Here is a 17,001-nt window from a genome sequence, read left to right as displayed (position 1 = left end):
AACATCGCTTCTGCACTTGAAACTAGGCCGCCGGCGATATTCGTTTCCCGAACAATACGTGGGTTTATGGTGCGCGCTCCGAGGGCATTCGTCTTTGCTGCAGCTTCAAGGAGTTGCGGATGTGGACAACGAGGCTGGGGATATCCGTGCGCAGGGGTGCCTTGCCGTCTCTTGTCAGCGACCACTCTTAAGAGACGGCGGCACTCCCGGCATAATGGGCGCGGGGTTACGTTTCAGCGGGACATGATGACCGGCAAAGCCCATGGCCCGACCTATCGCGGATGAAGCCCAATTTCCGGCAAGGGACCGCTTCGGAAGTTCTCAAGCTTCGCGATCACCGGACCCAAGGTTTGAGTTAAGAAATCAATTCCCCGCCGCGGGTAAATGCTGCCGCCGTCCCCAGCGCGGCGCCGTGGAGAGCCTGCTTCCCACTACTTTCGATTATGCGGGCGTCCACGGATTTTTTCTCTACCGGTGGTTGCGCAAGGCGACGCCAGCCAAGTATTAGGTTGGCTGCAGCACGCCATCGGTCAAGGGCCTGGCTCGAGTACCATGAGAGCGGGACTTTCGTCCGGGTGCTTCAGGCGGGCAATGACCCTTCGCCCATACGAAACGGTGCCAGCACTCCTGGGGCGGTGGAAGCCAATGCTGGGCCGCTGCCGCGCAGCCCAATCCTGGCTTGTCAGCTCGGTTCGCAAAACCAGCTTCTAGAACTCATCTGCCGGGGACGCCCTATCCCCGCCGAGCCTGCTGCAGCTCTTCGGAGTGGATTGTCGCCACCGCGTGACTGCCGGCGGCGCTTGCTCGCCCGCTCTTCGTTGAGGAGCCGCGAATGAAGCTTCCGGACCTGGATGTTTTCGTTCGTGCAGGGAAATGCACAAGCGATCCCCGCCAAGGACGTTCTTCAACCGGAGCGGCGAGTTCGCCGCCTAGCAACATGCGCTCCGCAGCCCGACCGGCCATGAACTCGATGCACTGAGTATATCGGCCCATGCCTTGGCGTCGAAAACCCGCCCGTCATCTCCGTTATTGGACTGGCCCTGTCGATCGCAACGCCGGTTTCAAGACGGTGCTTGTGTTCTTGCGTCGGCTGCCAACATCATAGCGGCTGCTGAAGCTTGCCGACTTGCAGATGGGATTGGGCTGAGATCTCGGTGCACCGCAAGTTCACCGCCTGCGGCAAGGTCGGCTGGGTTGATACCCGGGTCGACTGAGGCGAAGTGATCAATTCGCCAAGGACGTCTCTGGTAGGCCCTGCCGATTTCTCCTACTGGTAAACTTCCGATGCGCGGAGGTTTACTTTGCTTCGTAATCTCTGACGATGCGACCATCACGGGTCGATACCACGATCGGCGGGGTGGTGTAGTCGTCGCCTCAATCGCCACAATCTGCTTCAGGATGGATTATGCTGCACTTCCCTTGCACTCTCGTAATGGTTGTTGTTGGATAAGTGGGCGTCACATTGGCGTGTCGCGAAACATTTCATTGTCCATTTGAGGAGGAAAGTATGCTTCGGATCACTGCTCTTATTTTCTTCGCCCTTACCTGGTCCGCGAATGCCCAAACAAACCGCACCGAGTTGAAACGCGCCGACCTAAGCGGCACGAATATGGAGATTGTAGTCAGCGTCGTCGACGTACAGCCCGGAAATAATCTCATCCGCCACACGCATCATGGCGAGGAAGCCGTTTACGTTCTAGAGGGCGCAACGTTGGCGCTACCCGATGGAAAAGAGGTGCCATTTCCTACGGGAGCAGCAACAATCAACATTCGCGACGTGCCCCACGGTGGTTTCAAGGTGGCAGGCGACAAAACCCTGAAGATGTTGACGGTCCATATCGTCGATAAGGGTAAACCAATGATGGAGCCTGCAAAGTAAGAGGTCCCCTCAAACTGACATCAAGAAAAAGCGGTCGCAAACGCGCACCCACTTTTTCTGCTTGAGAACGCTACGCCGGGGCATTCTCGAATCCACATGGTCGCCTCCGCGCCCATCCGCCCCTCGGCGACGCGCTCAACGCCGCATCGCTATCTCGAAGTAGCTCCAGCTCGGGGGACACGTCGCCTTCCGCCACGGAAAGGACAGCGCATGGTCATTAAGCGTCGGCACTTCAAGCAAGAGCACTCTCTAGAGGAACGCCTTACTGAAGAGGCCAAGAGTCTTCGTGAAGAAGCAAGCGTACTCCCCGCAGGTATGGAAAAAGAGCAGCTACTTAAGAGAACCCGGCAAGCTGAGACCGGCGCGCATATGAGCGAGTGACTTCAATCTCGCGGGTTACGGCCCCCAATATGAACCAATCAGCGAAGCCAAGCGCCGGACTAAAGATAGCGGCCGGGGCGTCTGTTTTGCTCGCCCTGCCACTGATGGGTTTTTCCTTTGTCGCGTTCTAAGGTAGGCCCGCAGCGAATGTCCTAACTAGGACGGCACCCAATCGCATGACCCTAGGCCGGCGAGAATCTGTTCGGCTAACCGAATAAACACGACTTCATTTTTATTTCGGTTCGCTAATAACGCTGGCACTCCGCGGATCACCAGGTCAGCAAAGACCTTTTCGCGTAGTCTTTGCAAAAACGGCCCCAACGCGGTGAGGCGCGGCGCGGAGGGGTTGCCACGATCACCTGCATGCCAAAACCAGCACCACTGGGCCGTTTATCCTAACGATCGATAATAGGAACGATCGGCTTGGCAACGAGTCGGCTCAGGTCCCCCAGCCGATCCAGGCCCCCCCCGGCTGCTGGAGGAAAACCCGCATTGTTCGGGTTGGCGGCCCTCGGGTTGGGGCCGTTTCAATTCGCTGGACGCATGAAACCCTTCAATTTCACAGGTGGTGTTGCAATGGAATTTATTGGACGCCCGATGAGAGGCCGATTCCTCGTTCGGCAAGGCGGCAACGGCTGGATGGTCTACGATAGCGAATGCAAAGGACCGGCCCAGATAGAAAAGGACGGCGCGTTCGCCGAGAAGCTGACAAAAGAACAGGCTGAGATTTTAGCGAAGCTACTCACGAGTCGCGAAAACCGGCCCCTGACGTTAGAATGGCCTCAACGCCCGCGGAGAACGCTAAGGCCGCGGTAATAGTCCCAGTCCATCGTTTAGATTTGACGTCGTGGACTGCTGCTCGTTCCCTGAACAGAAACGGCCCCGGCGAGACGCTGAGGCCGAGTCGACGGCCCTAGCCAGGTGCAGCCGGGGCCACCGGTTTAAACTGATTGAGAATGTGCCCCGGATCTTCGAGGGCAAGGAAGCGTTGGTAGGAACTAGCTTTGGGTGGCCGACGTTACTGCCGCGACGGTCAATTTTGCAAACCGCCCCGACAATAGCCTGATCTTCTTCGGACCAGCCAACGGCCGCGACCTTTTATTTTGGGATAGAGGCAATGCCGGACAATTTAACCAACCGCGTCCAGCCAGATCGCTCGAAGATCAACATGCACGAGCCATACGAGGTGAAGTATTGGACCCATGCACTTGGTGTGTCGAAGAATGACCTTCAGAAGGTCGTCGAAAAGGTCGGCAACTCCGCTGCTGCGGTCCGCAAGGAATTGGGTCTGCCCGACAAAGCTCAAGAATGACCAAACCCACCTGTCCGATTTGCTTGGGGTTGGGCTGGGTCTGCGAGAACCATCCGCACTTGCCTTGGACGGCGGAGGCACATGGCTGTCAGTGCGGCGCCGGCATGCCTTGCGAGTGCAATCGGGCGGATGGGATTTATGAGCCTGATGTGAGCAAGGTCATTGAGCAATCCGAATAAGATATTGCCGTCTGGCAATTCGTAGGGCTGCGCTGCATGGACGCTACCGACGAGCTAGGAAGGCGCCTAGCAAGAATGCAACGGCAAGGGACTGAAATGGAGCTGCCCGGGTCGCTTCACTCAAATGATGCAGCCACCGATCATGTTGTGGCAAATGTTGCAACGCGTCGTCTTCAGCCATCCGCCGGATCGCTTCTGAAGCTCGGTCTATTCGCTGCTCGGGCGTGGCAGTAGGTGCAACTGAGCTTTCGTCAGCCATGTAAGTCTCCTCGCGCCGGTCGCCCACCAAACGGACTTGCTGCATGAGCGCTAACGTCCGGCGAATATCGACTGTTCCTAGGTTGTGCCGTTCGGGCCGATAGCTGATCGGCGGCCTCTCGGGCATCTTCGTCAAGGCCGTTGGGGGCGCGACTTGTCCGTCGTACAATCGGGCATCGCTTGGATCGCGGGTCCATAGTGCAAGAGCGGCCAGGTCGGATAGAGCGCAGGCTGTCGGCCATAATGGCCGCCGATGTCGCCGGCTATTCACGGCTCATGCACGATGACGAAGAGGCCACGCACGGCAAGCTGAGCGAACTTCTCGCAAGAGAAGTGAGCCCGCTATTGCCAGTCACGGCGGCCGTATCGTGAAGAACACCGGAGACGGGTTCTTGGCAGAGTTTCCGAGCGCGGTCGAAGCGGTTCGAGCCGCATTACGGTTTCAATCCCGCATCCACGAATTTGCGGCTGCTGATCCGGAACATGGCCGTGTCGCCTTTCGCATCGGCGTCAATATCGGCGACATAATCGTCGAGCCACACGACATATTCGGAGACGGCGTCAATATCGCTGCGCGTCTTGAAGGCATCTCAGCGTCGGGCGGCATCTGCATCTCGTTATCTATCCACGATCAAATCCAAGGAAAGGTTGATGTCGATGTCGTCGATCCTTGGCGAGCAAGTGCTCAAGAACATTTCTCGTCCGGTTCGGGCCTTTGCGGTCGCCACTGGTGGCTCGTTCAGCACGACGGTGACATCGCCTGATATCGCAAGGCATTCGTCGTCCCCGTCTTTCTATGGTCGTGCTTCCATTCGCCAATCTCAGCGGCGCCCCCGAGCAAGACTATTTCGTCGCCGTGGCCTGCCCCGGCAGCAGCTCGATCGCCCGCCCCCGCTCGCATTTCAGATTTGGCCTTGAACTAAGAGCTCTTTGACGTCACCAAACGGACTCCTGCCAGCATCAAGCGCAATTCCAAATCATTCATTTTCAATGTCTTTACACTGTAGAGCAATGGCGAGGTCGGTCTCCATTTGGTTGCGGCCGATACTGATCGGAGAGCACTTCCAAGGCTGGCGCAATCAGCGGACCGGATTGCGCAAGCAGCGCCATGGGGCATGCGGCGAAAAACTGCCCTCAGGGAGGCCGTGTCACTGATGCGCTGTCCCTGCGGCGCAACGTCGATAGCCACCACCGGCCGAGAGTTGCACACACCGCGGGCACATCTAAAAACGACGCAATTCGACGATGAAGATGAAGGAAGAACACTTAACTCAAAGGCAAACCTCGGGTGGAAGCCTGCCGGATGAGTCGGAGCGCCGAAGCAATGCAGTCACCTGCCCATTAGCGCTGCGCAACAGTCGTATACGTAGAGTCGGCGGGGATTTGTGCTTCGTAATGCTTGGCTTTTCCTATCAGTGCGTCGCGGACTGGACCTTCCGGCAGAAGCGCGGCTTGATGGCGCGCCTGTCTCGCGCATTCTGCGATTTTACTTGCCAGTTCTTCCGTCTCGCGATCCATCGTCGCCGCTCCTCCGAACTAGAAGCCATGCTAGCGCGGTGGGCTAGCGCTTTCTTGGCACGCCGCCGAATGCTCGGAAATCCACTTGGTTGCGTCGTGCTCCGTAACAAAACCTTTGATGACTTCGGTTTCGCCATCGGCCCACAGAATATCGATTCTCCAGCCGGTGCCGGGGTTTTTGCAAGCCATGAAGGCTGGGCGCTGCTCGATCATTGCTTGACTATGCGCCGACTGGTGGCTGCTACAAGCCAGTGATCCTGCCACACTTCGCTTTTTTGGCCCCAATCTATTGAGCCTTAACTCCCGCGCCCGCGCCGTTCTTCCGAGATCGGGAGTCAAGAAGATCGGGCAACGGTGGTAGTTGCTGGCGCTATGCAAGAAATTCACTGACTTGAAAAATTTGAAGGCTCATTTCGCACGGCTTGATGAGGTGACGCTGAACGGATGCTCGACCGTCTCGCGACGAAGGCGCATAGCAAGCGGGTTCGCATCGAGCCGCTGCTGCAAAGCGTCGAGCAGATCCTCGCGCTCCCATCGCGTGATCCGTCGCGCTAATCCGGGCGTGGAGGCGCAGCGCCTTGTCGGACTCTTCGTTTGTGTAGCGATACGCCCATCGAAGTGCACGTGGCGTCGCGCGGAGCGGCGGTGAGGCGATAGCCAAATCGCAATCCTGAGTCAGAAGCGCTGACCTAAATTCACCCTCGATTGAAATAAAATTTGATGGGATAAGTCCAAAAGCTGACTTGATCTTTAAGCTTCCTTGAAATCGCAACGCTCCGCCAATTCGAATGGGTAAGAAGCGATGACCGATCAACAGCTGGCTCTTCATGCCGTCAGCGAAGCCCTGTGCATATTGGACGAGTATCTTCTGCCCCGCCCCCACGACAGTGAACGCATACTCGACAAGTTAGTTGAGGTTCTTGAGCGGCCCGACTTGGTCGTTGCTGTAAGTCGACTGCGGCAACGAAGTAGTCTCTAAGTGTTCCGATGAAGAGGCAATTTTCATTTATTCCTTTGGCCGCTCGCATCGCTACTTTTCTATTGATTGGAATGCCGACCGCGCAGGCAAAACAGCAATGCAGTGCGGTGATGCCCCCAAATCCGCGCGAGTATTGGTCTTGGCGCCTCATCGACGGACGAAAATGCTGGTACGAAGGCAAGCCCATGCTTTCAAAATCATTATTGGAGTGGCCCGTGCGGATTTCGACGCAGGCACGTCCCACCGAGGAGCTTGCAAGTGCACTCATAGAGAAGCCCAGCGATCCGATCGGTTCAGAAGAATGGACGCCATCTCGCCAGAATACCTTCGATGCCCTGTGGCGCACCAGGGTTGAACAGCGGTAGGGCTTTGACCTTCAAATTAAGCGAGGCTGACTTTCTCTTCATCGCTGAGGCTGTAGGACTCGGTGACTGGTATAATCGACATCAGCCATGCATCGATCGATCGAACCAATACTGTAGCTTCGTCGATCTCAAGTCTTTCGCTTCGATTGCCGTGAGAGCGCCATATTTTCCAATGAATGCACACGGAACGGCGCCCCCGCAGAAAAGTAGCTCATCTCCAAACCGCCGATGAAACTGACCGCAGATCGTCCTTTACGCCAGTCCCGAGAAAGCCGCCCGCAGGATCATGGAGCACGCTCACGCATTCGAGCCGATCCAGGGCGGCCGGATCTAGATCGAGAAGATCAACTATCCAATGCTCTACCGGGATAAGGCGACACCGGCTGAGTATTGGGCTGACCTGAAGTATGCCGAGGAAACATGAAGTGGCTTGAGTACCGCGAGAACGGCAACTTCGTCAGAATGGCGCAGCCTGGCAAAGGCCTGTTCGGCTGATCGGCAGAGACCACGCCAGTCGTGCGACAACGTGGGGCGCGCCGCGCGTTCTGACGGCAAGCTACCCCTTCAGGGGTATTAAACTTTTTAAGTCTTTGTGCAGACTTAGCTTAGCCAGGATTTTGCAGATCCTTCCTGGGGCTAGAACCGACGCCGTCCGCATGCATTTTAAGCGGGCGGCGTTCGTACATTCTGAGCCGGCGTAAGCAGCAAGAAGCCCCGACGGGGGCTAGCGGCGTCAGGGCTTCTTTCCGGATGTGATCCTCCCCGGACCGCATCCTCAGCGCGCGACTGGCTGAGCGCACCGTCAGTCTACCGGGAAATCTCAGCATTTTAGACCGCTCTGCCGGATTACCTCGACTTGACACGTGTCTAAGTTCGGTAATGTCTCACCTTGAATTTTTGTCCCGCTTTGTCGCGTTTTCAGACGCGCGCTCCATCTGCTCGGCCGTAAGGAGGCGCACGCGAGGCTAGAGCGTTGATTCTTTGCCGCAGTTGATCAACCAGCCGCTCCGCACCGACAGTCATGCAGCCATCATGCCCCTAAGGCACTTGGACGACCTCGAGCTGAGAACACAGGTGCCGCCAGTTCCGTCCCTCGTGTTCGGCCGCGTAAAAGGCAACGGCGACCTCGAGCGATGCCGGAAGATATCGCGCCATCGCCATCGAATAAGCATCCCACAGAGCCGGCGAAATCTTGCCCTTGGCGGTCCATACCGGTTCGCTCGTCGAATGCTTGGCGTCTCGCTCCTGCCGCGCCAGACGTTCAAATATTCTGCGTAGAAAGTGGCGCGAGGCGATCGGCTTCATCAGCCCGACGATCGCTCGGGTGGCCGGACGGGCATTAACGGTCGGCGGGTCGATCATCGCGACCATATGAACGTTGTGCCCGGTCGCCACTAGCTGGCGAGCTGCTTCGAACGCCACCATGGCACCATTGCACCTGCCGCCCAGAAGGAAAGGACCGCTGGCCTGCCGTTCCAGGATGAGCGGAAGGCGATCGGCGGCCATTTGCTCGATTGAGGCCGGGATCGGTTCTCCACGAAATCCGTGAGGATTGATGGAAATGATCGGATAATCGGACCCCAAAAGTTCGACCATCCGCCGGAGACCGGTGTGGCCGTTTCTAAGATCCCCATTGAAAAAGTACAACGGAGGCCGATGGCCCCCAGTACGGAACTGAGCGATCGGCGTCGGCGGCGCGTCAGTCTCCGTCTCTAATTTCTGGGCAAGTTGTCGAATGGTTTCCGCCCCGAACAGAATCGTTTCCGGGACCGCCTTGCCAATCAGCTGTTCGAGCTGAAGCAGCATTTCCATCGCCAGGAGGGAATCACCACCGCACGCGAAGAAATCATCGTCGAGCGTCACCGCATCGGACTTGAGCAGCCGCCTCCACAGCATCAGCAATTCTGCTTCCAGATCCAATGGTCCTTTGGCGGCGCGGGGCACGCGCATCGACACCTGTTGACCCGACCGCCCGTCGAACAATTCGCGCAGCTGTCGCCTTTGAATCTTTCCCGTGTCTTCTTTTGGCAGCTGGTCGAGGATCAGGATGTGACGCGGAATCTTGAATGAGGCCAACTCGCGTTGCAGGAACTGACGAAGCTCCACGGCTGTCGTCTGCGCGTGAGGCGCCCGGGTTGTAACGACGATCCTCGCCACGCGGTCGGCCGTCCCGAACCCCACATCTTGCGGATTTGCGACAGGCCGGGAGGTGGATCCCCATGGGATCGAAGTCACGCGAGTACACGTTCGGCGCCACGGTCAGGCATCTGGCTGAGCCCGTCAAGGAGGCCCGGCTGGTGGCGGATGGCGCGGCCTGCCGAGCATGGAACGCCCGCATACTCGCTTTTCAGGGGCCCGCCCAGCCGTCGCCCGCGCTCGGCGATGCACTCAACGCCGGTTTCCGCTACCTCGAAGTGACGTGCCTCGGCTGCGAGACGCATCAGACGGTCGCGCTCGATATCGTGAGGCGGCCGAAGTGGACGCCGATCCACGAGCTGGAGCGCTATATGCGCTGCAAGCTGTGCTCGCTACGCTCCGGCTACCCGTTCAAGCGCAGCCATCTTGTGGTACTGCGGACGACTAAGATCTCCGCCATGAACCCGCCCTCAACCTTGTGGCCGGGAGAGCGCTGACACCAGCAGAGCTTGCTGCCCCCGAAAGTCCCACCACTGGAACATTCCAGGCCTTACCCGCTTGTTCCGAAATCCAGAACGAGATCACCAACGTGACGGATGAACTTGAATATCTAGCGCACCGATTGGTGATTATCGAGCAACCCGGCGGTGGGTTCTTGGTCGAAGTCACGCCGATCGCCGGCGGCCAAACCATCAGAACAATGACTTATCAACGCACTCAGGAAGCGATCGCTGCAGCGAAGCGGACAATCGACAAGCATCCCGAAGGCAGGCGACCTGCCAATCCGGCTCGCTCTTAAGGCGGGTGCTGGCTCGGCTGCCGGTGATCCCATCTCGGTAGCGGCACGGTTTTCCGGGGCGCCAGTTTTTAGCCCATGACGGTCATGGCGTCCGGATGAACAGAAGTTCCAGCGCGGCTGGAACGCCGCACCTTTCGATTCGTTAACGAACATCACCGCGTTGCGCCTGCGCGCGCAAGCCAAGGAGCTTCCGCCAGGCACTGAGGAAGAGGCGATTCTGCAGAAAGCCCACCAGGATGAGAGGGCCGCGCGCATGACTGAGTGGCTATCGGCTCCCGGCCTTCAACCGCCGACGTAGGGCCCAAATGGCGCTCTGCGCCAAAAAACGGGGAAGATCGGTCAATGGCGGTTGTTCATCGCATCCAGGACGGCGATGCCGTCAAAGCGCGCCTCGCTTTCATGCGTGGTCGAATATCGGCCTCGGTGAAGCTGCTGGCGACACCGACTCCCGATACATTCCTGGGACGAAAGACGCAGGAGCCCTTCCCAAAGCAGGAAAGCGAAAACGGATTAATGTCCAACGTTCCACCGTCGATCCAGCAGCTTTCCCCCGCAGGCGCGGGCCAACAGGATGCTTCGGTCGGGACGATGTCCGTTAAGCAAAAGGGCCGAAAGCGCATAGTACTCGATCTTCCCGACGCGGACGCCGCGCTAAGGAAAGCACGAGAGATGGCAGATGCGACAGGCCGAGCGGTGATAGTGCGCGACGATAGAAGCAGAGTGCTAGGGGCCATTCCTCGCGCAACAAGGCACCTCGCTTTTATTTCGATCTCTACGAGGGAGAGGCAATGGCCCTCGACGAGGAGGGACTGGAACTGAAGAGTGTCGAGGCCGCTCAAGTCGAGGCCGCCAAGTCGCTGGCGGATATGGCTCGTGACGCGATCCACTCGAGGTCGGCAAAGCCGCGCGACATGACCATCGATGTCAGGGACGAAGCCGGCACCATCATGCAGGTCAGATTGATCTTCGATCTCCAGACTAAAAGGGGCAAGACTTCCTGAATTGCCCGACTGCGGATGGTTTAATTCCTAGCAACGAATAAGCGTTTAGGTGCATGTACCTCTCGCCGGCCGAGGCTCTGCCGTGGCCGCCGGTGGCTGAGAGACCGAGTGTGCTCCCGCCTGCATTGAGCAAGGGAGCGCGGCCATGGCCGATCAGCGCGTCATCAATCTCATTTACGGCGACCAGCGGCGAGACCGGCGCATCATTGATGAGACCCTCCGGATCTCGGCTGAATCTGTCCGGTCGCTCAAAGACAATCCGCCGCCGGATGCGTTCATCGGCCGCAAGACGCACGAGCCTTTCCCGCAAGGGGAAAGCAGGTATGGCGAAGAAACGGACCGCGGGCGAACGACTGAATACCCCAGCGAAGCGGCAAAACAGCGAGATAAGAGAGAAAGGCCGTAAGGCCGCCTCGGCCTGGCGGTTTAGTGCGCTCGTCGTGGTGCTCGGGCTGAGCCCCATCGTGATAGTGCTATCGCCCTATTGATGTGAAGACGGAGGCCACCTCCTTAGCGGCCTCTTTCTTTTGAGCCATAAGCCCCTTGATAGCTGCCCCAACGAAACGGCTCCAGCGAGGGGGTTTCCCGCTTAGGTCGAGTCGACGTCATCCCCTGAAGGACCGGCTTATTCGAGGAGAAGACCACGAGGGCCACGAATGACATGGCAGCAAAGCTAGTAGCCCCCATTCTACTCTGTCCATATGGTGAGACTGAAGCGTGCTCGTAGGATGGGCCGGGCGAGCTGTCGACGCATGCGCATAGGCAAGTCAAGCAGCCTGTCCTAATTCTTGGCGGGCTGCGAGTGTTTAACGCCAACGTCATCACGCGCAACGCTGGCCTCATGGAATTCGATGCAGGAACAGCTAGCCGGGAGCAGCTGTTGCCCAAGATGGATTGGTTCGTCTTCAAGCTCCTTCACATGATGCCAAGCTATCCGATCTGGCTGCGCTACGTGCTATCGCTCACCCTGGTGGGAGGCGCATGCCTGGGGCGACTTTTGGCGCCGGAGCCCTTGGGGGCCTATCCTCTCCTCTTTTTCGTACCCGCCGTGTTTCTCGCATCCGTATTGTTTGACCGAGGGAGCGGCTTTCTCGCCACGATCGCGAGCGCGGTGCTCGCGTCCGTGTTCTTCCTGCCGCGGTCCGCCGCTGCGGCGGCGCCACCACTGATCGTATTCATATTGACCGGCTTCGGCTTAGCAGGGATCACCGAAGCTCTGCGCTCCACCACAGAGAGCTTGGCCAAAGCCAAGGTCTATTCCGACGTGTTGCTGCAGGAGCTGGTGCACAGGACCAAGAACGATCTCACCACCATCGTGTCCATGTTGCGGCTGCAGGCGCGGGCCGACGTCAATCCGGAGGTGCAGGCCGCCCTCCATGCCGCCATCGGGCGCGTCGAGGTCATCGCCAAGGTCCACGATAGGCTGCACAGCATGGGCGGCGACGGCAAGATCCGGCTCGGGCCCTACATCGAAACGCTCTGCGGAAGCCTCGGCGACCTGCAGCGCGGCGTGCGGCCGATCGCCGTTCGCGTGCGCTGCGACGAGATCTCCCTGGCCAGCGTGCAAGCGGCCAATATCGGGCTGATTGTGAACGAACTGGTTACCAACGCCTTCAAATATGCCTTCCCGAACGAGCGGGCTGGCGCCATCGACGTCGATGTCAAGGCCGACGAACGCAGGCTCAGCATCGTCGTCAAGGACGACGGGGTAGGCTGCCCCTCGGAGGCAAAAACTGGGATGGGTAGCCGGCTGATCAAGCTTCTCGCGGCCCAAATGAAGGGTTCGGTATCCCGCAGCCCGCTCCCGAACGGCTGCGAAGTGAAGGTCGTGCTCGCGCGCGACGATCGGTGACGCCGCCATCTAAGGGCCAATACACTAAGTGAATCTCGGGATTGCCAGACACTGATTGATGACGCTGGCGCTCCTCGACTCTGCGACGCGCACTGCTCGATTGAAATTGGCTCCCGCCGCACGATTCGAACGTGCCTTCCTCCGTGAACAGCGGAGCGCCCTCACCGAAATGGCTCGACGGGAATATGCAGGTCCAGCACTCAGGTCGAGCGCAAATCGGCAGGTGGTGCTGGTGATGATGGTGGAGCACTCGATCGACCAGGCTATCAATGCCGGCTATCCGTGGCTTGAGATCAAATGCTCGCGGTGCAAGACGCCGCGCGCGGTTGACCTGGGCTGCCCTGCGCCACGTTCCGACCACCAGGGTGCACGATCTCGCCGACCGCCTGCGCTGCGTGAAGTGCAGCGCGACTGGCAAGCGGCCGGCCGCGGAGCTGCTGCAACTGTGGCAGCGCTGCCCGATCGGAGACGCGACGTGACCAAGCTCACACGCCGGCGCGACAAGGAAGCTGCCCGCGAGAAATGGAGCATCCTTTATCGCGACGTCGTCGTTGGTTCGATCGGGCTGCGCAAGGGCGTGCCGAACCACGCGGACCAATGGGAATGGAAATGCGGCTTCTATCCCGGATCTGACCGGTCGACCGGCGGACCGGCCGCGACGTTCGACGACCGGCGCGCGGGGTTCGAAGCGGCATGGGGTGCGTTGCTGCCGACCCTGACCGAGGCGGACTTCCAGGCATGGCGCGATCATCGCGACTGGATCGCACGCAAGCAGGCCATGTGGGATCGCGGCGAAAAGCTGCCGTCTCAACAACCGTCGTCGCTGATGCGCTGTCCCTGTGGCGCGACGTTTGATAGCCACCGTCCGGCCGAAAGCCAGATTCACACCCCTCACCATCTACGCTGCGCAAAGGCGCGACGGAATTCGACGATGAAAATGAAGGAAGACCGTCGCTGGGCGGACCCGGAGGAAGCCGCGCGCCGGATCATGGAACATGCCCGCGCCTTTGAGCCGATCCGAGATCGGCCGGATCTATATCGAAAGGATCAACTATCCGATGATCTACCAGGACAAGGCGACGTCGGCTGAGTATTGGGCTGGCTTGCTGGCTCGAGTACCACGAAAGCGGGACGTTCGTGAGGATGCTGCAGTCGGGCAAAGACCTGTTCGTCTAGCCGGCACGATTTGGTAGGGTCACCTCAGGGGCCCCTCCCATGAATTGACGATTACGCCGCTGAGGCGGCCAGACACCGACGCATAGCAGAAGAGTATCGCACACTGTCGTCGTACGCGATGGACGACGGAATACGTCGAGCCTATCTCAAGCTGGCAGATGATTATGAGCTGCTGGCGAACAACGAGGATCGGGTGGCCAGCCATCTCAAAATCACGCATTGAGGTCGGAGAGCATGCTCTTCCTTGCTCAACGAGGACGGCCTAGAAGGCAAGGTCGATTATCAACACTGCGACCGCGATGCTTAGAAATCCGATGATCAGGGTCCAATCCCGACGTTCGTCCGTCATACTGCACCTCGGAAAAACCGGCCCCAGCGCCCCGGGGAGAACGCTGAGGCCGATGGTCGTCCCACTCCTCAACCCGACCGACGTTTGCAACGTCAAGAATTGCCACTTGTTCCCGAAAAGAAACGGCCCCAGCACGAGGAGAGCACCGAGGCCGTGTCGGGTGCTACCGACATTGAAGCACCAAGACTTGTGCTCAATCGGGCCCCGTGGAGAAACGTTCGTTCCTAGCCGACGACACGTCGCAGAGCGTATCGCACCCTGCCGTCATCCGCGAACGGCCGGCGATGGACTATCGAGCGACGCCGGGCTGACGCTCTCCGCCCGTCTAGCCCTTTTGGTGATCACCGCGAGTCGGTTATCGATCCCGGCTTCCGTCCTGCGCATCTGGATCGCTATGAGGCGGTGATCCATCCCTGACTCATGCAGCGCAACCAGCAAACGTTCTTCGGTTTCAGTCCAACTCTTAAATCTATTCGCGCTCATTCCATCTCGTTCCGCATCGCAGCAAGGGAACGACCCCGGCACCATCTTGGGGCTAGCAGGGCCAGTGAACTGGGGCCGTTCTCTGCGCCCCCACAGCGCAATGCACCGTAATGGGATAAAGTAGCAACGAAAGCTACCCTCGTGGATACTCCACAAGTGTTCGAATTCGCGGCTGCGGGTGTTCCATGGCACCGAATCGCGACGGGCTCGATCCGAATGGGAAGGCAAGCTGCCAGGATAAAGAGGCCGCCAACTGAGGCGGCCTCTTTTTACATGAACAAGGCGATAGCCACTATTGCGATGGGGCTCAGCCCGAGCGCCACGATGAGCGCGCTAAAAGGTAGGTCACTACTCATCACACAACCCCTGCGTTTGGGGTTGAAATCCTATTCCTCGATGCTGGGCGACCGCTAGTGCAATTTGTGCCACCGCGCGGCCCCGCGTTCTACAGGAACAAGGCCGCAGTCGCGGCAACAGTCGTAAGCGCAATCGCGGTCAAGCAGGCGATGGAAATCCAGTCGTCGCGATCGGCCATGCCGATACACTCATCAGATGCGATTGCCTTGTCTTGATCCAGGTCAACCATATTCAGCTCATCTGGTCTCTCAGGGCCGGTATTCGCGACATCTGATCCGGCTTGGCCCCAGCCTTCGCGGCCTTATCGTACTGCTCTAGTGCGAGAACGTGGAGAGCTGCGGCTTTGGATGGTTCTGCTTCAGCGAGCGCAAGCCGGGCTGCAAGTTCGGCTTGGCGTAGGTGATATTCTGCGGACGGCACGTCGTTCCCCGTTGCTCCTATCGCAACGGATTCATGACGTGCAAATGGGCATTTTGTTCCAGAAATTCTGTCCAGAACAGCACACAAGCTTTTTGTTCCAGGCTGAGAACGGAATGCGTCCTCGACAAGGAGGATCGATCGGCCGCCTGGCAACCTATGTTAGTTGGCACATTATATCGTCATCACCGGCCAAGCCTCTGCCCGTGGGCGTCGGTGGCTGAGAGACCAAGTGCTTCCGCCTGCATTGAGCGAGGGAGCGCGGCTATGGCCGATCAGCGCGTCATCAATCGCATTGCAGCGATCAACGGCAGGACGGGCACATCGTTGATGCGGCCCTCCAGGTCTCGGCCGAAGCTGCCCGGCTGCTCAAAGACAATCCGCCGCCGGATACGTTCATCGGCCGCAAAGACGCACGAGCCTTTCCCGCAAGAGGAAAGCAGGTATGGCGAAGAAACGGACCGTGGGCGAGCGACTTGATACCCCAGCCAAGCGGGCGCGAGCCAGGTTGCGGCGATTGAGTGCTAAACTGAAGCCAATCGAACTGGAGATGATGAAGTCCGATATCCGCCCTGGTCCTCAAAATGTAGACACGAAGGGCACTAAAGAAACGGCCAGCGAAGGGGTTACACGCTGAGGCCAAGTCGTCATGTCATCACGAGAGGTAGGACGCTCAGCCGATCAGCAGCCAACTTACGCTGACGATGAGCGCCACAAACGACATTCCAGCAAAGCTGAGAAAGCCGTATTCAACACCATCCATGCGACCGAAACTGAACATCCCCGCAGGATCGCCCGGCAGCACCATTCTGCATTTGGATATGCATGTCAGCGAGGGTAACCCAAAGAAACGGCCCCAGCACCTCTGGGGGCCTAGAGGCCGGTGCTGAGGCCAGTCGTCCTATGATGAATCGGGACGTGACCCGAGGCTTTGAAGCTAACACGGCTGTCAGAAGTTGCTAGTTCTTCCCGCGCGATCCGACGAAGCTAGTTTTAATACGCTCCTGTCCAATTGCCACGTCAGGCGAGGAACCATAGAGAGGAGATCAGCGTCTAATTGGCGCTTCTGGTCAGCCAAGGTGCCCCCCGACTGCCAGAGGAAAACCCGTATCGTTCGGGTTGGCGGCCCCCCGGTTGGGGCCGCTTTCAGTTCGCCGCGAAAGCCAGGTGGCGCTTATCCAAAGTTGATCGTCACGATTCACATAGTTCAATGCCGGGCGCTCCATCCTTCGAGCTAATCGACGCGCTCGTATTTTGCAGATGGTGGATGCAAATGGAATTTATTGGACGCCCGATGCGGGGACGTTTCCTCGTTCGGCAGGGTGGCAACGGATGGATGGTCTACGATAGCGAACTCAAAGGACCAGCCCAGATAGAAAAGAACGGCGCGTTCGCCGCTGATGGCGAGCAAAAGCCGCTGCGGCCCGATTCCTATGCCTGCTTCCGCTGCGGCGGTGTCACTTCGGCAATGTCTATCCTCGACAGTCGCCAAGGTAAGAGCTATCGCCTTCGCCGCTGCGTAAGCTGCGAGAAGCTGAGTTGGGCTGAGGAAGAGTAAGG

The 17,001-nt window shown here is 58.7% G+C and carries 13 protein-coding genes and 3 pseudogenes; 13 read left to right on the top strand and 3 right to left on the bottom strand.

Translation table 11 applies throughout. From position 1 onward, the window contains the following. Nucleotides 1–1,507: 1,507 nt before the first annotated feature. The 5 genes and pseudogenes from JEY66_RS09285 to JEY66_RS09265 all read left to right on the top strand — a co-directional run bounded on the left by JEY66_RS09285 (nucleotide 1,508) and on the right by JEY66_RS09265 (nucleotide 6,871). On the top strand, nucleotides 1,508–1,879 hold the full coding sequence (locus JEY66_RS09285) for a cupin domain-containing protein (protein ID WP_016844188.1): 372 nt from the start codon (nucleotides 1,508–1,510) through the stop codon (nucleotides 1,877–1,879). A 1,498-nt stretch (nucleotides 1,880–3,377) separates the two neighbouring features. Beyond that, a complete protein-coding gene (locus tag JEY66_RS09280; RefSeq protein WP_016844186.1) occupies nucleotides 3,378–3,572 on the top strand; it encodes a DUF3606 domain-containing protein in 195 nt (64 codons plus the stop codon). Between the two features lie 632 nt (nucleotides 3,573–4,204). Next, nucleotides 4,205–4,862: pseudogene (locus tag JEY66_RS45400) on the top strand (adenylate/guanylate cyclase domain-containing protein); the annotation flags it as partial. A gap of 392 nt (nucleotides 4,863–5,254) precedes the next feature. Continuing rightward, nucleotides 5,255–5,782, top strand: coding sequence for a hypothetical protein (locus tag JEY66_RS09270; protein WP_240536856.1), 528 nt, complete (start codon nucleotides 5,255–5,257; stop codon nucleotides 5,780–5,782). Nucleotides 5,783–6,514: 732 nt separating this feature from the next. Then, nucleotides 6,515–6,871: a hypothetical protein gene (locus JEY66_RS09265; protein WP_125459264.1), complete on the top strand. Its 357-nt coding sequence runs from the start codon at nucleotides 6,515–6,517 to the stop codon at nucleotides 6,869–6,871. Between the two features lie 1,038 nt (nucleotides 6,872–7,909). Here the strand turns inward: JEY66_RS09265 and JEY66_RS09260 are convergent. Beyond that, complete coding sequence (locus JEY66_RS09260) at nucleotides 7,910–9,028, bottom strand: thioesterase domain-containing protein (RefSeq protein WP_245467232.1); 1,119 nt, start codon at nucleotides 9,026–9,028, stop codon at nucleotides 7,910–7,912. A 62-nt stretch (nucleotides 9,029–9,090) separates the two neighbouring features. On the opposite strand from JEY66_RS09260, the gene JEY66_RS09255 reads away from it, so the two are divergent. The 7 genes and pseudogenes from JEY66_RS09255 to JEY66_RS09225 all read left to right on the top strand — a co-directional run bounded on the left by JEY66_RS09255 (nucleotide 9,091) and on the right by JEY66_RS09225 (nucleotide 13,749). After that, nucleotides 9,091–9,504 (top strand): hypothetical protein, encoded by a 414-nt coding sequence (locus tag JEY66_RS09255; protein WP_016844180.1) that lies wholly within the window; start codon nucleotides 9,091–9,093, stop codon nucleotides 9,502–9,504. Between the two features lie 92 nt (nucleotides 9,505–9,596). Beyond that, nucleotides 9,597–9,806: a hypothetical protein gene (locus JEY66_RS09250; protein ID WP_125459263.1), complete on the top strand. Its 210-nt coding sequence runs from the start codon at nucleotides 9,597–9,599 to the stop codon at nucleotides 9,804–9,806. 767 nt (nucleotides 9,807–10,573) lie between these two features. Continuing rightward, nucleotides 10,574–10,807 (top strand): annotated as a pseudogene (locus JEY66_RS09245) (DUF6894 family protein); the annotation flags it as partial. Between the two features lie 145 nt (nucleotides 10,808–10,952). Continuing rightward, nucleotides 10,953–11,213: a hypothetical protein gene (locus JEY66_RS09240; RefSeq protein ID WP_018273491.1), complete on the top strand. Its 261-nt coding sequence runs from the start codon at nucleotides 10,953–10,955 to the stop codon at nucleotides 11,211–11,213. A 396-nt stretch (nucleotides 11,214–11,609) separates the two neighbouring features. Next, nucleotides 11,610–12,659, top strand: coding sequence for a sensor histidine kinase (locus JEY66_RS09235; RefSeq protein WP_018273492.1), 1,050 nt, complete (start codon nucleotides 11,610–11,612; stop codon nucleotides 12,657–12,659). Between the two features lie 250 nt (nucleotides 12,660–12,909). After that, nucleotides 12,910–13,138 (top strand): annotated as a pseudogene (locus JEY66_RS09230) (hypothetical protein); the annotation flags it as partial. Beyond that, nucleotides 13,105–13,749, top strand: coding sequence for a hypothetical protein (locus JEY66_RS09225; RefSeq protein WP_240536854.1), 645 nt, complete (start codon nucleotides 13,105–13,107; stop codon nucleotides 13,747–13,749). The pseudogene JEY66_RS09230 and the gene JEY66_RS09225, both read left to right, overlap by 34 nt. Before the next feature lie 1,363 nt (nucleotides 13,750–15,112). Here the strand turns inward: JEY66_RS09225 and JEY66_RS09220 are convergent. Beyond that, nucleotides 15,113–15,253 carry a hypothetical protein gene (locus JEY66_RS09220; RefSeq protein ID WP_016843167.1) on the bottom strand — a complete coding sequence of 47 codons (141 nt, stop codon included), beginning with the start codon at nucleotides 15,251–15,253 and terminating at the stop codon, nucleotides 15,113–15,115. Nucleotides 15,254–16,114: 861 nt separating this feature from the next. After that, entirely contained in the window at nucleotides 16,115–16,249 is a 135-nt protein-coding gene (locus JEY66_RS45100) for a hypothetical protein (RefSeq protein ID WP_018273493.1), read from the bottom strand. 249 nt (nucleotides 16,250–16,498) lie between these two features. Here JEY66_RS45100 and JEY66_RS09215 point away from each other — a divergent pair, with 249 nt between their 5' ends. Continuing rightward, nucleotides 16,499–16,999 carry a hypothetical protein gene (locus JEY66_RS09215; RefSeq protein WP_129965244.1) on the top strand — a complete coding sequence of 167 codons (501 nt, stop codon included), beginning with the start codon at nucleotides 16,499–16,501 and terminating at the stop codon, nucleotides 16,997–16,999. The last annotated feature ends 2 nt before the right edge of the window (nucleotides 17,000–17,001 follow it).

The sequence above is a fragment of the Bradyrhizobium elkanii USDA 76 genome (genome assembly GCF_023278185.1).
Lineage (GTDB): Bacteria > Pseudomonadota > Alphaproteobacteria > Rhizobiales > Xanthobacteraceae > Bradyrhizobium > Bradyrhizobium elkanii.
Note: the sequence above shows the minus strand (reverse complement) of the source record. Positions and strands in the feature narration are given on the sequence as shown.

Coding starts and splice junctions, on each gene's coding strand:
- JEY66_RS45100 (WP_018273493.1), bottom strand. CDS start 16,249: ATGGTGCTGCCGGGCGATCCTGCGGGGATGTTCAGTTTCGGTCGCATG.
- JEY66_RS09220 (WP_016843167.1), bottom strand. CDS start 15,253: ATGGTTGACCTGGATCAAGACAAGGCAATCGCATCTGATGAGTGTATC.
- JEY66_RS09265 (WP_125459264.1), top strand. CDS start 6,515: ATGAAGAGGCAATTTTCATTTATTCCTTTGGCCGCTCGCATCGCTACT.
- JEY66_RS09280 (WP_016844186.1), top strand. CDS start 3,378: ATGCCGGACAATTTAACCAACCGCGTCCAGCCAGATCGCTCGAAGATC.
- JEY66_RS09240 (WP_018273491.1), top strand. CDS start 10,953: ATGGCCGATCAGCGCGTCATCAATCTCATTTACGGCGACCAGCGGCGA.
- JEY66_RS09270 (WP_240536856.1), top strand. CDS start 5,255: ATGAAGATGAAGGAAGAACACTTAACTCAAAGGCAAACCTCGGGTGGA.
- JEY66_RS09255 (WP_016844180.1), top strand. CDS start 9,091: ATGGGATCGAAGTCACGCGAGTACACGTTCGGCGCCACGGTCAGGCAT.
- JEY66_RS09285 (WP_016844188.1), top strand. CDS start 1,508: ATGCTTCGGATCACTGCTCTTATTTTCTTCGCCCTTACCTGGTCCGCG.